This is a genomic window from Massilia sp. DJPM01, assembly GCF_030348125.1.
Classification (GTDB): domain Bacteria; phylum Pseudomonadota; class Gammaproteobacteria; order Burkholderiales; family Burkholderiaceae_D; genus Telluria_A; species Telluria_A frigida.
Genome location: NZ_JAQOZV010000022.1, coordinates 70,053 through 84,866 on the forward strand (window position 1 = coordinate 70,053; position 14,814 = coordinate 84,866).

Below are 14,814 nucleotides of genomic sequence, written 5' to 3' on the forward strand. Positions count from 1 at the left end.
CGATTAAAGCAACGCATTGTAAAAAAGGGCGCTGGCGACAAATTCACTAACACGGCCCTGCTCGCCATTGCCATTTAAACTGCAACAGTTTCCGATACTCATCAGGCATGCCTTCGCTGGCAGCGGTGCGCCTGTGGTATCCTCCCGGGTTCCCCAAGAATACTATGGCAACCGCGCCCGCATGCCGGGCGACGGCTGGCCGCGCTCCTGATCGACCATGAAAAAAACCCTGTACGGCATTCCCAACTGCGACACCGTCAAAAAAGCCCGCACCTGGCTGACCGGCCACGCGCAGGCGTTCGACTTCCACGACTTTAAAAAGCAGGGACTCGAACGCGCCACCGTGGCCGCCTGGCTAGACCAGATCGACTGGGAAGTGCTGGTCAACCGCAAGGGCACGACCTGGCGCAAGCTGCCCGACGAGCGGCGCGCGGCCATCGTCGACAAGGCCAGCGCGCTCGAACTGATGCTCGAACAGCCTTCCGTCATCAAGCGCCCCGTCCTCGCGGGCGCCGGCAAACTGTCGGTCGGCTTTTCCGACGACCAGTACCGCCAGATCTTTTCACTGTAATGTCCTGCCAAAGACCACAATGACCTTTTCCCGTACTCTCGCGCTGACCGAAAAACTGATTGCGCTGTCCTCGATCACACCCGATGACAAAGGCTGCCAGCAGCACCTGATCGACCTGCTCTCGCCGCTCGGCTTCGTGTGCGAGACCATCGAATCGAATGGCGTGACCAATCTGTGGGCGCGCAAGGGCAGCGCCTCCCCGGTGTTCGTGTTCGCCGGCCATACCGACGTGGTGCCGACCGGCCCCGTCGAACAATGGCAATCGCAGCCCTTCATTCCGACCCAGCGCGACGGCAAGCTGTATGGGCGCGGCGCGGCCGACATGAAGACCTCGATCGCGGCCATGGTCGTGGCCTGCGAAGAATTCATCGCCGAGCACCCGGACCACACTGGCTCGATTGCCTTTCTCATCACCAGCGACGAGGAAGGCCCGGCCACCGACGGCACCGTGGTGGTGTGCCGCCTGCTGGAACAACGCGGCGAAAAGATCGATTACTGCCTGGTGGGCGAACCGACATCGGCCCACGTATTGGGCGACATGATCAAGAATGGCCGCCGTGGTTCGCTGTCGGGCAAGCTGGTGATCAAGGGCATCCAGGGCCACATCGCCTACCCGCAGCTGGCGCGCAACCCGATCCACCAGAGTGCCCCGGCGCTGGCCGAACTGGCCGCCGAGCAGTGGGACGCGGGCAATGAATACTATCTGCCGACGTCGTGGCAGATGTCCAACATCCACGCCGGCACGGGCGCCAATAATGTGATCCCGGGCGACGTGACGATCGACTTCAACTTCCGCTTTTCGACCGCCAGCACCGCCGACGGCCTGGAGGCGCGCGTGCATGCGATCCTCGACAAGCACGGCCTGGAATACGATTTGGCGTGGACCTTGTCCGGCCTGCCCTTCCTGACCCCGCGCGGCACGCTGTCCGATGCCTTGTCGGCCGCGATCCTCACCGAGACCGGCGTGCAGACCGAATTGTCGACCACGGGCGGAACCTCGGACGGGCGCTTCATCGCCCGCATCTGCCCGCAGGTGATAGAATTCGGCCCTCCGAATGCCAGCATCCACAAGATCGACGAGCACATCGACGTGCGTTTCATCGATCCGCTCAAGAATATCTATCGCCGCACGCTCGACAACCTGCTGGCGCCTGCGCCGCACAACACCTGACCCGAGAACAGCCATGACCACTACCCTGTTTACATCGACCTTTACTACGCCGCGCGACCTGCTGCGCTACGCGATCACCCGTTTCAACGGCGCCAAGCTGTTTTTCGGCCACGGCAGCGCCGAAGCGCTGGACGAAGCGGCTTACCTGATCCTGCATACGCTCAAGCTCCCGCTCGACAAGCTCGATCCCTTCCTCGACGCGCGCCTGCTGCCCGACGAAGTGCTGCAAGTGCTGGCCGTGATCGAACGCCGCGCCAACGAGCGCGTGCCGGCCGCCTACATCACCAACGAAGCGTGGCTGGGCACCTACGCCTTCTACGTCGACGAGCGCGTGATCGTGCCGCGTTCCTTCATCCATGAACTGATTCCGCACCAGTTCAGCCCCTGGGTGGAAGATCCGTACGCGGTCGAGAACATCCTCGAACTGTGCACCGGGTCGGGCTGCCTGGCGATCATGATGGCCGACGCCTTCCCCGACAGCGTGGTCGATGCGGTCGATATCTCCAACGATGCGCTGGCCGTGGCCGAGCACAATATCCGCGAATACAAGCTCGAAGGCCGGGTCAATCCGATCGCCTCGGACCTGTACCAGAATGTCCCGTTCAAAAAGTACGACCTGATTATCTCGAACCCGCCTTACGTCAATTCGGCGTCGATGGCGTCGCTGCCGCCCGAGTACCTGCGCGAGCCGCAGATTGCACTCGACGGCGGCGCCGACGGCATGGACCTGGTGCGCAAGATCGTCGCCGGCGCGGCTGAACGCCTCACGCCGAACGGCATCCTGATGGTCGAAATCGGCAACGAGCGCGATTATGCGGAAGCAGCCTTCGGCCACCTCGGCCTGACCTGGGTGACCACCAGCGCCGGTGACGACATGGTTTTCCTGCTCACCGCAGAACAATTGCAAGCACAGTAATCCCCACTCATTACAAAAAGTAGAACATGATCCGTTTCCTGAACGTTAGCCTGATGCGCGGCACCAAGCCGCTGCTGGAAGGCGTCGACCTTACCCTCAACCCGGGCGATAAAATCGGCCTGATTGGTGCCAATGGCGCCGGCAAATCGAGCCTGTTCGGCATGCTGCGCGGCGAACTGCACCCGGACCAGGGCGAGATCGATTTCCCCGCCAAATGGCGCATGGCTTACGTGGCCCAGGAAACCCCGCCGCTCGAACGCGCGGCGCTCGATTACGCGATCGACGGCGACGTCCACCTGCGCAAGCTGGAAGCGGAACTGGCGCGCCTGGAGTCCGAGCCGGAATCGACCGAGAACGGCATCGCCATCGGCGAGATCTACAGCGCGCTGGCCGACGCCGACGCCTACACGGTGCAGTCGCGCGGCGAACAGCTGCTGCTGGGCCTTGGCTTTTCGCTGTCGCAGATGCAGCAGCCGATCGCCAGCTTCTCGGGCGGCTGGCGCATGCGCCTGAACCTGGCGCAGGCCCTGATGTGCCCTTCCGACCTGCTGCTGCTCGATGAACCAACCAATCACCTGGATCTGGACGCGATCATCTGGCTGGAAGACTGGCTCAAACGCTACGCCGGCACCCTGATCATCATTTCGCACGATCGCGACTTCCTCGACGAAATCGTCAACGTCATCGTGCATATCGACGAGCGCAGGCTGAAACGCTACTCGGGCAACTACTCCGGTTTCGAGCGCCAGCGCGCGGCCCAGATGATCCTGGCCGCCGGCGCCCTGGCCAAGCAGCAGCGCCAGCGTGCCCACCTTGAGTCGTTCGTGAACCGCTTCAAGGCGCAAGCCTCGAAAGCGCGCCAGGCCCAGAGCCGCATGAAGGCGCTGGAAAAAATGGAAGAACTGGCGCCATTGCGCGCCGCCGCCGAATTCTCGTTCGAATTCCGCGAGCCGCTGTCCGCACCGAATCCGCTGCTGGTGATGGAAGACGTGGACGCCGGCTACCACATCCTCGACGAGCATGGCGACAAGGTCGGCGACAAGGTGATTGTCTCGGGCATCAAGTTCTCCCTGCAAATCGGCCAGCGCATTGGCCTGCTGGGTGTGAACGGCGCCGGTAAATCGACGCTGATCAAGACCATCGCCGGCGAACTGATGCCGCTGACCGGCGACGCCACGCTCGGCAAGGGCCTGTCGATCGGCTACTTCGCCCAGCACCAGGTGGAAATGCTGCGTCATGACGAATCGCCCCTGTGGCACCTGGCGAAAATTGCGCCGACCGTGCGCGAGCAGGAGCTGCGCAACTTCCTGGGCGGCTTCAACTTCCCGGGCAATATGGTCACCAGTCCGATCCGCCCGTTTTCCGGCGGCGAGAAAGCGCGCCTGGCGCTGGCGCTGATCGTCTGGCAGCGCCCTAACCTGCTGCTGCTCGATGAACCAACCAATCACCTGGACCTGGAAACGCGCGAAGCGCTGACCATGGCGCTGGCGCAGTTCGAGGGCACGCTGGTGGTGGTATCGCACGATCGCCACCTGCTGCGCGCCACCACCGACCAGTTCATCATCGTCGCCGACGGCAAGCTGCAACCGTTCGACGGTGACCTGGACGACTACAAGGACTGGCTGTTCCAGACCAAGCTTGGCAAGGGCACCACCGTGCTGCCGGCGGCGGGCAAGGACAACAAGACGGCTTTCCCGGTCGCGACCGCGGTGGCCGCGCCAGCCGCGCCGGTGGCCGACAAGAAGGACCAGAAGCGCCAGGACGCGGAACAGCGCCAGCGCACGGCCGCGCTGCGCAAACCGATCGAGGGCAAGATCAAGCGCCTGGAAGAGCAGATCGCCAAGCGCAACGAGCAGAAGGCGGAGGTTGACGGAAAGCTCGGCGAAGCGAGCATCTATGAAGCGGCCAACAAGGCCAAGCTGAAAACGCTGCTGGCGGACCAGTCGTTCTACAAGAAGGACCTGGCGCAGCTGGAAGCGGAATGGATGGAGTTGCAGGAGCAGCTGGAAGGTTTGGCGGCTTAACTGTGAGCGCGTCGCCCCCGCGCCAAGGCGGCACTCGGCGTGGTGGCGACGGTTTTCAGGTTAGCGGGAGCGCAGAAATGCAGGGGTGACGATTCTCATGCTGCCTTTTGCGCACCGGCGACGCTCTCGCGCCGGATCGACATCAGCTTGTCGATGTCCACCAAAATCAGGCGCCGTCCATCGGTTTCGCCGAGCCCCATCAGGTAGTCGCAGCCGCTGTCGCGGGTCAGGCCCGGAATCGGCGAGATCTGGTCCGGGGACATGCGCACCACATCGGTCACCCCATCGACCACCATCCCCATCACGCACGTCGACAACTGCAGGATGATCACGTCGGTCATCGGGTCGGGCGAGGCGGCGCGCTCCGCGACGCGCTCGTTGAACGCGACCCGCATGTCCACCAGCGGCATGATCACGCCGCGCGACACCGCTACCCCCTTGACGATCGCGCCTTCCGAGGCGAAGCGTTCGAGCGACTTAAATGTGCGCAACTCCTTCACCTTGCGAAAATCGACCCCGTATTCCATGCCCCCCAACTGGAAGCTCAGGAACTCCATCTTGCCGATCGGGGCAGACTGCGTTGACATCGTGTGCATGGTGGTCCTTTCGTCTTTGCGGGGCTGCGGCAAGGTCGCGAAACCCCATCGTAATGCGCGTGTACAAGGCTCTCGTTGAGCGCGATCAAGGTTTCCAGCGGTCCGCCTGCGCTTGCAATGCAACGGGAACGCTTTACAATGGGGCGGCAATATTCCGGGGGACAATTGCAAACTTGAAGGATGGACAATGTATCAATGGGTGAAGCGAATTTTTTCGGCTTCCGGGCCGGCGCCGGATGCTCCTGGCCAGGCGCCAGGCAGCCAGCCGGCACCCGCCGTTGCCGCCAGCGCGGCGCCAGCGGGCAACGCCGCCCAGCTCTCGTTCGAGCAGCGCGACGGGGTCAACGGCAGTTACTTCAATTGGCTGTTCGACAATACCGATGTGACCGGCCTGGATACCACCCCGCACGAAAACCAGGTGCTCGACGCGCTGGCAGCCATCCTGGCGTCGCAGCAGTCGGGCGCGGCGCTGGTGCGGCGCCTGCCCGGCCTGCTGCCGCAACTGCTGCAAAGCCTGCGCAGCGATAACTTTTCGGGCGCGCAACTGTCGCGCACCATTTCCAACGATGTGGTGCTGGTGGCGGCCGTGATCCGCATGGCCAATACCTCGTTCAAGGGCAGCGGCACCACCATCACCAGCGTCGAACACGCGGTCATGCTGATCGGCCAGGAAGGCTTGCGCCACCTGATCACCAGCGTCGCTTTCCGCCCCATCATCGACCTCAATTCGGGCCAGTACACGCGCCTGCTGGCGCCACGCATCTGGGACCAGTCCGAGCGCTGCGCGGTGGCCAACCGCATGCTGGCCGAGGACATGGGCATCGATCCCTTCGAGGCCTTCCTCGCGGGGCTGGTGCAGAACGTGGGGCTGATCGTCACCCTGCGCATCATGGACCAGATGAGCAAGAGCGAGAAGGAACTGGGTTCCGAGATGTTTTGCGCGCGCCTGGTGCGCGACGCCCGCATCCTCACCTGCAGCATCGGGCGCGAATGGAATTTCCCCGAGAGCGTGGTCAGCGCCATCGGCGAGCAGGCCGGCATGCGCAAGGGCGTGCCGGTGTCGCCGCTGGGACGCTTGCTGACCCAGTCCGATTACCTGAGCAAGGTACGCATCCTGGTCGACAACGAGCGCCTCGACAAGGGCGATCCGGTGCTGTTCAAGGGCCTCTCGCCACGGGCGATGGCGTGCTACCGCGAGCTCGATGCGATCGATGACGACGTGGCGGCAGCGCCCACGGCGCCGGCGCCGTGAGCGCGACCATCGATCCGGGCCAGGTCGAGTTTTCCGCGATCCGCGCCCAGGGGCCCGGCGGGCAGAATGTGAACAAGGTATCGTGCGCGGTGCACCTGCGCTTCGACGTGGGCGCGTCGTCGCTGCCGGACGCCATCAAGGAACGGCTGCTGGCCCTGTCGGACCAGCGCATCACCCAGGCCGGCGTGGTGGTGCTCAAGGCGCAGCAATCGCGCAGCCTGGAGCAGAACAAGGAAGATGCGCTGCGCCGGCTGCAGGAGCTGGTCGACAGCGTGGCCGTGCTGCCCACGCTGCGGCGCGCGACGCGGCCGACCCGCAGCTCGCAGCGCAAGCGGCTCGACTCCAAGACCCGCAGCGGACAGACCAAGGCGATGCGGGGGAAGGTCAGCGAATAAGCGAATCGGCGATAGCGCGCCACCGTCGCGCTAACTCATACCCCGCTCTGCCAGTCCACCGCCCCCTCGTCCGCAACCAGAATCACATCGCCCTCGGCGCGCTTGGTGCGCAGCTTGAGCTTGATGTCCTTGGCGGGGAAATCGTAGATGCAGGTGCCGTCCGGGTTGTAGCTCATCGAACGCACCACGGTTTCGCCCTCCAGCCGCTTGACCGCCACCGAACTGACGCCGGTGCTGTCGCTGCGCTGCCGCACCAGCTCCTCCACCAGCGTAGCGCCGGCCTGCTGCTCCGTCTCGGCCGCCTTCACCTCCAGCGATATCTTGGCGATCGCCTTCAAGGCCGGCCCCACGGCCAGCGCCATCTTCTGGAACATCGGCACCTGCTCCTCGGTGAGAATCAGCTCCTTCTTGCGCACCTTGGAGGCCAGCATGACGTACTTGCGCACGTCCTGCTCGTTGGTCATCGCTTCCATCTCGGCCTTGCGGCGCGCCGCCAGCTCGCCGAACTGCGTGACCCGCGCGGACATCGCCGCGATCACTTCATCCAGGCGCGCGGTGTCGGGCTGCAGCGCGAAGATGCTCATCTCGCTCTGGCGGCGCGGCCCGGCGCTGTTGATCGCGACCGTGCGCGCCGCGATGGCGCAGCCCTCGGCCTGGCTGATCACCACTTCATCGGCCATGATCTCGCAGTTCACCGCATGCGTGATCGTCACGCGCGTGCCCGACACGATGCAGCTTTCGGCGCGGTTGATGACCACCTCGCCCAGGCTGGCCTGGATCACCGAGCCCGAGGCCACGCCCTTGACTCGGATATCGCCGCGCGCATTGTGCGCGCTGCCGCCAACCAGGTTGCTGTTCAACAGGACCGTGCCGCCGCGCGAGATGATGCTGCCGAAGACGTCGGCGTGAATGATGATGCCCTCGCCTTCGACCACGCGCTTTTCCTGCACTTCGCCGAATTCCTCGAAGTCGCCGGTCAGCTTGAGGTTTCCCGTGGTGCGCGAACTGACGCCATCGCGGCTGACGATCTTGTCGCCCACCGAAATCTGCCCGGTGGCGCTGTCCACGTTCAAAAAACCGGCCTGCTGCGCGACCAGGAATTCGCCCTCGCCCGACACCTCGACCACGGTGCCCGGACCGGCCATGGGCGCCACTTCGGTATCCTTGGGAATGGACGGATCGATGCGCAGCCCGGACAGCTCGAAACCGGCCGTGCCGGGCACGCGCGGCACCTTCTTGAGCAGGCGCACGCCCTTGTCGACTTGCGGAAAGCGGTTCTGGAAGGCCATCAGATCGAGCTTGCCGTTGGCCAGCTGCAGCGGCGCGTCGCTGCGATGCAGGTCGCTGGTCACTTCGATCACATGCGCGTCGCGCCCCGCGCGCGGTTCGAGCAGGCTGGCCACCACCACGCGCTCGGATTTGCCGGCGTCGATGGCCGCGCGCACGGCCTCGACGTCGATCCCGAAGCGGATGCCCTTGCCCCACATGTCGGCGATGAATTCGTCCACGTCGAGCCGGGCCACGGTCTCCGGTCCGTCCGGATCGTCGGGGTTGCTCACATACACCGGCTCGAAAACGTATTCGGCCTTGCCGCGATTGATCTTGACCGCCTTGTAGAGCTGCCGGCGCAGCGGACTGAACGGCTGGATATCGGAAGCGATGCGGATGATCACGTGGCCGTCTGGCGAGCGCGGCAACGGCGGCCCGGCCCCGTAAATGGCCTTGATCAGTAGCGGATAGTCGAGCTCGACCAGGTAGCTGGTGGCGAAGATGCGCTCGATGGCGGCGCTGAAGGTCGTGCCGAGAACGCTCGGGTCGCCGTACACGCCGTCCGGGCGCTTGATGATGCACTGGTCCAGCTCAAGAGGCGCAGTCCCCGCCACCGCAGGCGGACGCGGCGCGCTGACGCCAGAAAATTCATTCGACACGACGGCGCTCCATGACGGGCTTATATACCTGGCAAGTATATTTCGCTAGTGGTAAGTTTTTACTAGCGTAACAGCTTGTGTCGCCCAAAGAAACATTTTGATGCGCAATACTCAACAAATGTAACGTTTGGGCGGGAAGGCGGACAGCGGGGGATGGTACGGGCTGGAACGGGCGCCGTGGCGCGCCCGGGAGGGGGTCAGCGGCGCGGCGCGTTCTTGTAGATATCGACGCCGACTTCGTTGATCTGGCGCCGCAGGTCGCGCCGTTCGTCGGGCGTCATCACGCGGCCGCCACGGCGGGCCGCATCGGCCGTGTTCTGGGCATGTTGCTCTTGCTGGGCCTGGAGCTGGCGGCGCTGCTCCTCGGCGCGCGCCTCGAACTGGCGCTGCTGTTGCTGGACGCGCTGGGCATCGACGATGCGCTGGGCGTCGCGGTCCTTGTCGCCAGGGTTGGCCTGGGCCACGGACAGACTGGCGCAAGCGAACAAGCAGCACACGGCCACGCGACGGACGAACGCACGCCCGCAGCGCTGAGCGCTTGCGACTGCCTTGGTTTGAATGTGCGCGTTATTCATCATAATTCCTCTTCCGCGATGCCTGGTAAACATATAAGCTTGACCTGCTTGAACCCAGTGTATGACCATTTGCACCAAGGCATAAGCCGAATTGGGTAAAGTTTGTAACAGTATGTAATGACCTTCGTGCTGGGTGTTTTATCGGGCGATATGACGTTACCATAGCGACATGAATCTGACAAATCTGACAGCCAAATGAACACACCCTCGACCCCGATCTCAGGCAACAATACAACGCAGGCCAACGCCAATGGCCATGCCGCCAAAATTATGGTAGTCGACGACGACGTGCGCCTGCGTGATTTGCTGCGCCGCTACCTCACCGAACAGGGCTTTTCCGTGGTCACCGCCGAGAGCGCGCCGGCCATGAACAAGCTGTGGCTGCGCGAGCGCTACGACCTGCTGGTGCTGGACCTGATGCTGCCCGGCGAAGACGGCCTGTCGATCTGCCGCCGCCTGCGCGGCGCCGGCGACCAGACCCCGATCATCATGCTCACCGCCAAAGGCGAAGACGTGGACCGCATCGTCGGCCTCGAAATGGGCGCCGACGATTATCTGCCCAAGCCCTTCAATCCGCGCGAACTGGTGGCCCGCATCGGCGCCGTCCTGCGCCGCAAAGGCCCGGACGAGATCCCCGGCGCGCCATCCGAAACGCCGCAGTCATTCGAATTCGGCCAGTTCGTGCTGGACCTGGGCACACGCACGCTCAAGAAAAATGGCGAAACGGTGCCCCTGACCACCGGCGAATTCTCGGTGCTCAAGGTGTTCGCACGCCACGCGCGCCAGCCGCTCTCGCGCGAAAAGCTCATGGAACTGGCGCGCGGGCGCGAATACGAAGTGTTCGACCGCAGCCTGGACGTGCAGATTTCGCGCCTGCGCAAGCTGATCGAACCCGATCCATCGTCGCCGCTGTACATCCAGACCGTGTGGGGCCTGGGCTATGTGTTCATTCCTGAAGGCCAGCCACGCTAGTGTTTTCGCGCGATTCGACCACGCCTGACGGCACGCGCCTGAACTGGCTCAGGAGCGGCCTGTTCTGGCGCACCTTCCTCTTGCTGAGCATCCTGACCACGGTGTCCATGGCGTCGTGGATCGGGATGATCAGCGCCGTGCAGCGCGGCCCCCAGGTCGAGCAGACGGCCGACCTGGTGATCTCGGTGGTGACCATCACCAAGGCCGCCCTGACCCACTCGGCGCCCGAACTGCGGCGCGAGCTGCTGTTTGAGCTGGTCAGCAACGAAGGCATCCGCATCTTCACGCTGGAAAGTTCGGACGCGGTCGACCCGCCGCCCGACAGCACCCTGATGCCGGAAATCGAAGCGATCATCAAATCCAAGCTGGGTGCCGACACGCGCTTTTCCAGCCGCGTGAACGGCACCGCCGGCTTCTGGATCAGCTTCAAGATCGACGACGACAGTTACTGGCTGATGCTGGAACGCGAACGCCTGGAAGGCTTGACGGGCGTGCAGTGGCTCGGCTGGGCCACCGTGGTAGGCGCCTTGTCGGTGGTCGGCGCGGCGCTCATTTCGAGCCTGGTCAACCTGCCGCTGGCACGCCTGACTGCGGCCGCGCGCGCCATCGCCCAGGGCAAGAAGCCGGACCGCCTGCCCGAAAAAGGCTCGAAGGAGATCATCGAAGCCAATCGCAGCTTCAACCAGATGGTGGAAGACTTGCAGCAGGTCGAATCGGACCGCGCCGTGATCCTGGCCGGCATCTCGCACGACCTGCGCACGCCGCTGGCGCGCATGCAGCTCGAACTGGAAATGGCCAAGCTCAGTAACGAGGCGCGCGAAGGCATGCAGTCCGATATCGGCCAGATGGACGCCATCATCGGCCAGTTCCTCGACTACGCCAAGCCGACCGAGGCGGCCACCTTCGTGCCGGTCGATATCAGCGACCTGCTGCAGGACACCGCGCGCGAAGCGGAGCGCATGCTCGACATCCATGTGACGACCCACATCGAAGAAGGCGTGCATGTGATGGGCAACGCGACCGACCTGCGGCGCGTCTTCAACAACCTGGTGGAAAACGCGCGCCGCTACGGCAAGACCGAGGGCAGCGATTTTACCGAACTCGATATCTCTTGCCGCATCAAGCCGCACGGCCTGGGCAAGCGCGTGGTGATCGAAGTGCAGGACCACGGCCTGGGCGTACCGGACGACCATATCGAACTGCTGCTCAAGCCCTTCACGCGCATGGACAGCGCGCGCGGCCAGGCCAACGGCGCCGGGCTGGGACTGGCGATCGTGGAACGGGTGGTCTCGCGCCACAACGCCGAACTCCAGGTCAGCAACCGCGACGGCGGCGGCCTGCGCATCGCGCTGGTGATGCCGCTGGCGAGCTGACGCCGCATGCCATGCGGCGGCGTGCGCAGATCAGCGCTGTCAGCGCGATGGCACGGTCCCGAGAAAGCGCCAGGTTCCGCTGCCATTGTCGCGATTCGCGTCGACGCTGGTCGACACGCAGAGCCAATTTTGCTGGCAAGTGTTAGCTCGCACATCCAGGTACGTGTGTATGCCGTTAATCGTCTTGCGATTTTGGAAATTAATTTCCTGGTTCAACTTAACAGGCTTGCCCGACTGCACCCCGTCCATAGGGAGAATCATCCAGCTTGAGCTATTCACGCTGGTATCTTTTTTCAGGGACGTCGACACGCACAGCACGTTGCTTTGACAGCCCTCGCCACGGGCGTCGAGGTAGCCGCCGGGAGCGCCATCGCCTGACCCGGTTGACGCGGGATATTGATTTACCAAATACACGTGATCTCCGTGGATCACCGGCGCCCCCTTCTTCGTCGACACATTCACGGGAAGGATCATCCAGCTGCCACTGCCTCGGTCCCGATTGTCGAATTCTGCGGTGGACACACACAAGGTATTGCCGTTGCAGCCGCTGTCGCGCACGTCAAGATAACCTCCGGTCCAGTTCGCGTAGCTATTTTGCAGGTGACAAATCTGGCCGTACAGCACAATGCCGGGGGCTGTTTCATCGGCGCCGCACGCCTTCGCCGCAGTTGCCTGTGCAAAGACGGCCGGATTTGAAAAAACCACCAGCAACATTGCGATGAAACGGACAAGGCGGGAGCGTACTGGCGAATCTGCTGAAGGGAATCTACAGGTATTCATGGTCATGGCATTCTCCGGATGAATTAACTGAAATCGAAGATGTGGAACCCGATAGATCTTACAGCGGATTATATCGTCGATTCGCGTATTTACACTCGGAATTCCCAGCTGCAATTGAGTGTTGTTTTGGCGCGAGCTTGCGCCTTTTACGCTGCCCGCATCAAGGCTGCACCAGGTAGTTACCGATGTCGAAACGGCGCGTGGCCCAGCGGTAGGTAAAGGTAAAACCGGGCCAGACCGCGTAGTTGCGCCCGCGCCCATCGAGGTACCAGCTTTTGCAGCCGCTGCTCCACACCGTGCCGTGCAGCTTCTTGTGCACCTTGGCGACAAAGTCGCGCTGCACATCCGCCTTCACCTCGACCGAGTGCAGGCCCTGCGCGCGGATCGCCTTGATCGCTTCAAGCACATAATTCACGCTCGATTCGATCATGTAGATCATCGAATTGTGACCCAGCCCGCTATTCGGTCCGGTGACCAAGAAGTAGTTGGGAAAACCGGCCACGGCGCAGCCCTTGTAGCAATCCTGGTCGTGCTCGAACAGGCGTTTGCCGCCGCGCCCGCGCACCTCGATAGCACCGAGCGCATGGCCGACATGAAAGCCGGTCGCGTAGATCAGCACATCGACCGGGCGCTCGGTGCCGCCGGCATCGACCATGCTGTTGGCGCGCACCTCGGCGACCGCGCTGGTGACCAGGCTGACATTGGGACGCGTGAGCGCCGGGTAGTAGTCGCTCATCACCAGTACCCGCTTGCAGCCCATGCTGTAGTCGGGCGTGAGCTGGCGCCGCAGGAGCGGGTCGGCCACCTGGCGATGCAGGTGGCGCAGGCCGACCGCATGCGCCAGGCGGAACAGGCGCGGCAGATACAGATAGAGCGGCGCGTTGGCTTCGTAGATCGTGTAGTTGAAGGCGCGGTACAGCAAGCGCAGCGGCGCGAGCCTGGTCAACAGCGAGCGTTCGCGCGGGCCGATGGCGCGGTCGTGGCGCGGTACGATCCACTGCGCGGTGCGCTGGTAGATATCGAGCTGCGCCACGATGGGCGCGATGTGGGGCACGAACTGGATCGCGCTGGCGCCATTGCCGATCACCGCCACGCGCTTGCCGCGCAGGTCGACGTCGTGCCTCCAGCGGCTCGAATGAAACGACGGCCCGCTGAAGGTTTCCATGCCGGGCAAGGCGGGCAGCGCCGCGCGGTTCATCGCGCCCAGGGCCGAGACCACGCACCTGGCCGTCAGCGGGCCGGCGCTGGTGCGCAAGGTCCAGTAGCCGCCCTCTTCCTCGAACTGCGCGCCTTCATAGGCGGTGCCCAGGCGCAGGTGCGGCGCCAGGCCGAAGTCGCGCACGATGGCGCGCGTGTAGTCGAGGAGTTCGGCCTGGCTGGCCAGGCGGCGCGTCCAGCTCGGATTGGGCGCGAACGAAAACGCGTACACATGGCTGGGGATGTCGACCGCGCAGCCGGGATAGGTATTGACTTGCCAGGTGCCGCCGAACTGCGCGTCCTTTTCGAGGATCACGAAATTGTCGATGCCGGCCTGCTTGAGCTTCACGGCGGCGCACAGGCCACCGAAGCCGCTGCCGATGACGACGGCGTCGAACTCGGGAAGCGTCATCGGTTCGGCACGCGCGTCTGCACCAGTTCGGCCCTGAAGCGCGGCTTGCCGTCGCGGTCGAGCGCGTAGCTCAGTTTCTGCCCGTCGGGCGAGACGCTCAGGGTCCAGACATTGGTGGCGGCGGCCGGAATCAGGCGCGCGGTATAGGCGTCGGCGTGGAACGCTTGCGCGATGGCGCTGCCGTTGCTGGCGGCCGCGCCGCCGTACATCGTTTGCGCGTCCGGGGTGCCGTCGGGGTGGCGGTGGTCGTGCTGCAGCGTGAGGCCGGATGGCGTGCGGGTGACGATCCAGGTGCGCGAGGTGTCCTCGCCCACGGCGAAGGGAATCCGGATGTCGCTGGCATTGCAGGCGCTCACCGTGGCGACCAGCTTCTTGCCGGCGAAGGCTGCGCCGCCATCGTCGGGCGCGACCGACGCGCCTTCGTAGACGGCGCCGCACAACTTGCCGAGGTTGGCGAAAAAGGCGTCGCGCGGGTCGGGCGTGTCGGCCGCGCGGCAGGGCAGCGCCAGCGCGCTGGCCAGGACGATGGCAGTGGTGCGCAGGATCATGGGCTTGCTCTCGTGTGGTGATGGTGGCGATGACGATAGGCGTGCGCTGCGCAAAAGTCAACGTTTTCGCAAGCACGCGCTAAGCGCGAATCCGCACATACGTG

Annotated in this window: 14 protein-coding genes; 8 read left to right on the forward strand and 6 right to left on the reverse strand. The window is 64.0% G+C overall.

Annotated features, from left to right (window positions below):
- Window positions 1–217: 217 nt before the first annotated feature.
- From PO883_RS15995 to PO883_RS16010, 4 genes are read left to right on the forward strand one after another with little or no spacing between them, the layout of a single operon-like run.
- Entirely contained in the window at window positions 218–571 is a 354-nt protein-coding gene (locus PO883_RS15995) for an ArsC family reductase (protein ID WP_289310648.1), read from the forward strand.
- Window positions 572–590: 19 nt separating this feature from the next.
- Window positions 591–1,742 carry a succinyl-diaminopimelate desuccinylase gene (dapE, locus tag PO883_RS16000; protein WP_289310649.1) on the forward strand — a complete coding sequence of 384 codons (1,152 nt, stop codon included), beginning with the start codon at window positions 591–593 and terminating at the stop codon, window positions 1,740–1,742.
- A gap of 13 nt (window positions 1,743–1,755) precedes the next feature.
- Window positions 1,756–2,658 carry a 50S ribosomal protein L3 N(5)-glutamine methyltransferase gene (gene prmB / locus PO883_RS16005; RefSeq protein ID WP_373890073.1) on the forward strand — a complete coding sequence of 301 codons (903 nt, stop codon included), beginning with the start codon at window positions 1,756–1,758 and terminating at the stop codon, window positions 2,656–2,658.
- 26 nt (window positions 2,659–2,684) lie between these two features.
- Complete coding sequence (locus tag PO883_RS16010; protein ID WP_289310650.1) at window positions 2,685–4,682, forward strand: ATP-binding cassette domain-containing protein; 1,998 nt, start codon at window positions 2,685–2,687, stop codon at window positions 4,680–4,682.
- A 95-nt stretch (window positions 4,683–4,777) separates the two neighbouring features.
- Here the strand turns inward: PO883_RS16010 and PO883_RS16015 are convergent, their stop codons facing one another.
- Window positions 4,778–5,278, reverse strand: a complete 501-nt coding sequence (locus PO883_RS16015) for a chemotaxis protein CheW (protein WP_308605917.1) — start codon at window positions 5,276–5,278, stop codon at window positions 4,778–4,780.
- Window positions 5,279–5,477: 199 nt separating this feature from the next.
- Between PO883_RS16015 and PO883_RS16020 the strand changes: the two genes are divergently transcribed.
- Window positions 5,478–6,530 carry an HDOD domain-containing protein gene (locus PO883_RS16020; protein WP_289310651.1) on the forward strand — a complete coding sequence of 351 codons (1,053 nt, stop codon included), beginning with the start codon at window positions 5,478–5,480 and terminating at the stop codon, window positions 6,528–6,530.
- A complete protein-coding gene (gene arfB, locus PO883_RS16025; RefSeq protein ID WP_289310652.1) occupies window positions 6,527–6,925 on the forward strand; it encodes an alternative ribosome rescue aminoacyl-tRNA hydrolase ArfB in 399 nt (132 codons plus the stop codon). The genes PO883_RS16020 and arfB overlap by 4 nt, the downstream gene beginning before the upstream one ends.
- 35 nt (window positions 6,926–6,960) lie before the next feature.
- Here arfB and PO883_RS16030 read toward each other — a convergent pair whose 3' ends face one another.
- Both PO883_RS16030 and PO883_RS16035 read right to left on the reverse strand, forming a co-directional pair.
- The gene (locus tag PO883_RS16030) at window positions 6,961–8,853 is read right to left on the reverse strand and encodes a flagellar assembly protein A (RefSeq protein WP_289310653.1); all 1,893 of its coding nucleotides are present in this window, start codon (window positions 8,851–8,853) and stop codon (window positions 6,961–6,963) included.
- A gap of 197 nt (window positions 8,854–9,050) precedes the next feature.
- The gene (locus PO883_RS16035) at window positions 9,051–9,431 is read right to left on the reverse strand and encodes a hypothetical protein (protein ID WP_289310654.1); all 381 of its coding nucleotides are present in this window, start codon (window positions 9,429–9,431) and stop codon (window positions 9,051–9,053) included.
- Between the two features lie 267 nt (window positions 9,432–9,698).
- Here PO883_RS16035 and ompR point away from each other — a divergent pair, with 267 nt between their 5' ends.
- A complete protein-coding gene (gene ompR, locus PO883_RS16040; protein ID WP_229423363.1) occupies window positions 9,699–10,400 on the forward strand; it encodes a two-component system response regulator OmpR in 702 nt (233 codons plus the stop codon).
- Window positions 10,400–11,773 carry a sensor histidine kinase gene (locus PO883_RS16045; protein ID WP_289310655.1) on the forward strand — a complete coding sequence of 458 codons (1,374 nt, stop codon included), beginning with the start codon at window positions 10,400–10,402 and terminating at the stop codon, window positions 11,771–11,773. Before ompR ends, PO883_RS16045 begins: the two co-directional genes overlap by 1 nt.
- Window positions 11,774–11,812: 39 nt before the next feature.
- Here the strand turns inward: PO883_RS16045 and PO883_RS16050 are convergent, their stop codons facing one another.
- The 3 genes from PO883_RS16050 to PO883_RS16060 form a co-directional block, all read right to left on the reverse strand.
- Window positions 11,813–12,559 (reverse strand): hypothetical protein, encoded by a 747-nt coding sequence (locus PO883_RS16050; protein WP_289310656.1) that lies wholly within the window; start codon window positions 12,557–12,559, stop codon window positions 11,813–11,815.
- Window positions 12,560–12,713: 154 nt separating this feature from the next.
- Window positions 12,714–14,162, reverse strand: a complete 1,449-nt coding sequence (locus PO883_RS16055) for an NAD(P)/FAD-dependent oxidoreductase (protein WP_289310657.1) — start codon at window positions 14,160–14,162, stop codon at window positions 12,714–12,716.
- On the reverse strand, window positions 14,159–14,710 hold the full coding sequence (locus PO883_RS16060; RefSeq protein WP_289310658.1) for a hypothetical protein: 552 nt from the start codon (window positions 14,708–14,710) through the stop codon (window positions 14,159–14,161). The genes PO883_RS16055 and PO883_RS16060 overlap by 4 nt, the downstream gene beginning before the upstream one ends.
- Window positions 14,711–14,814: the final 104 nt, after the last annotated feature.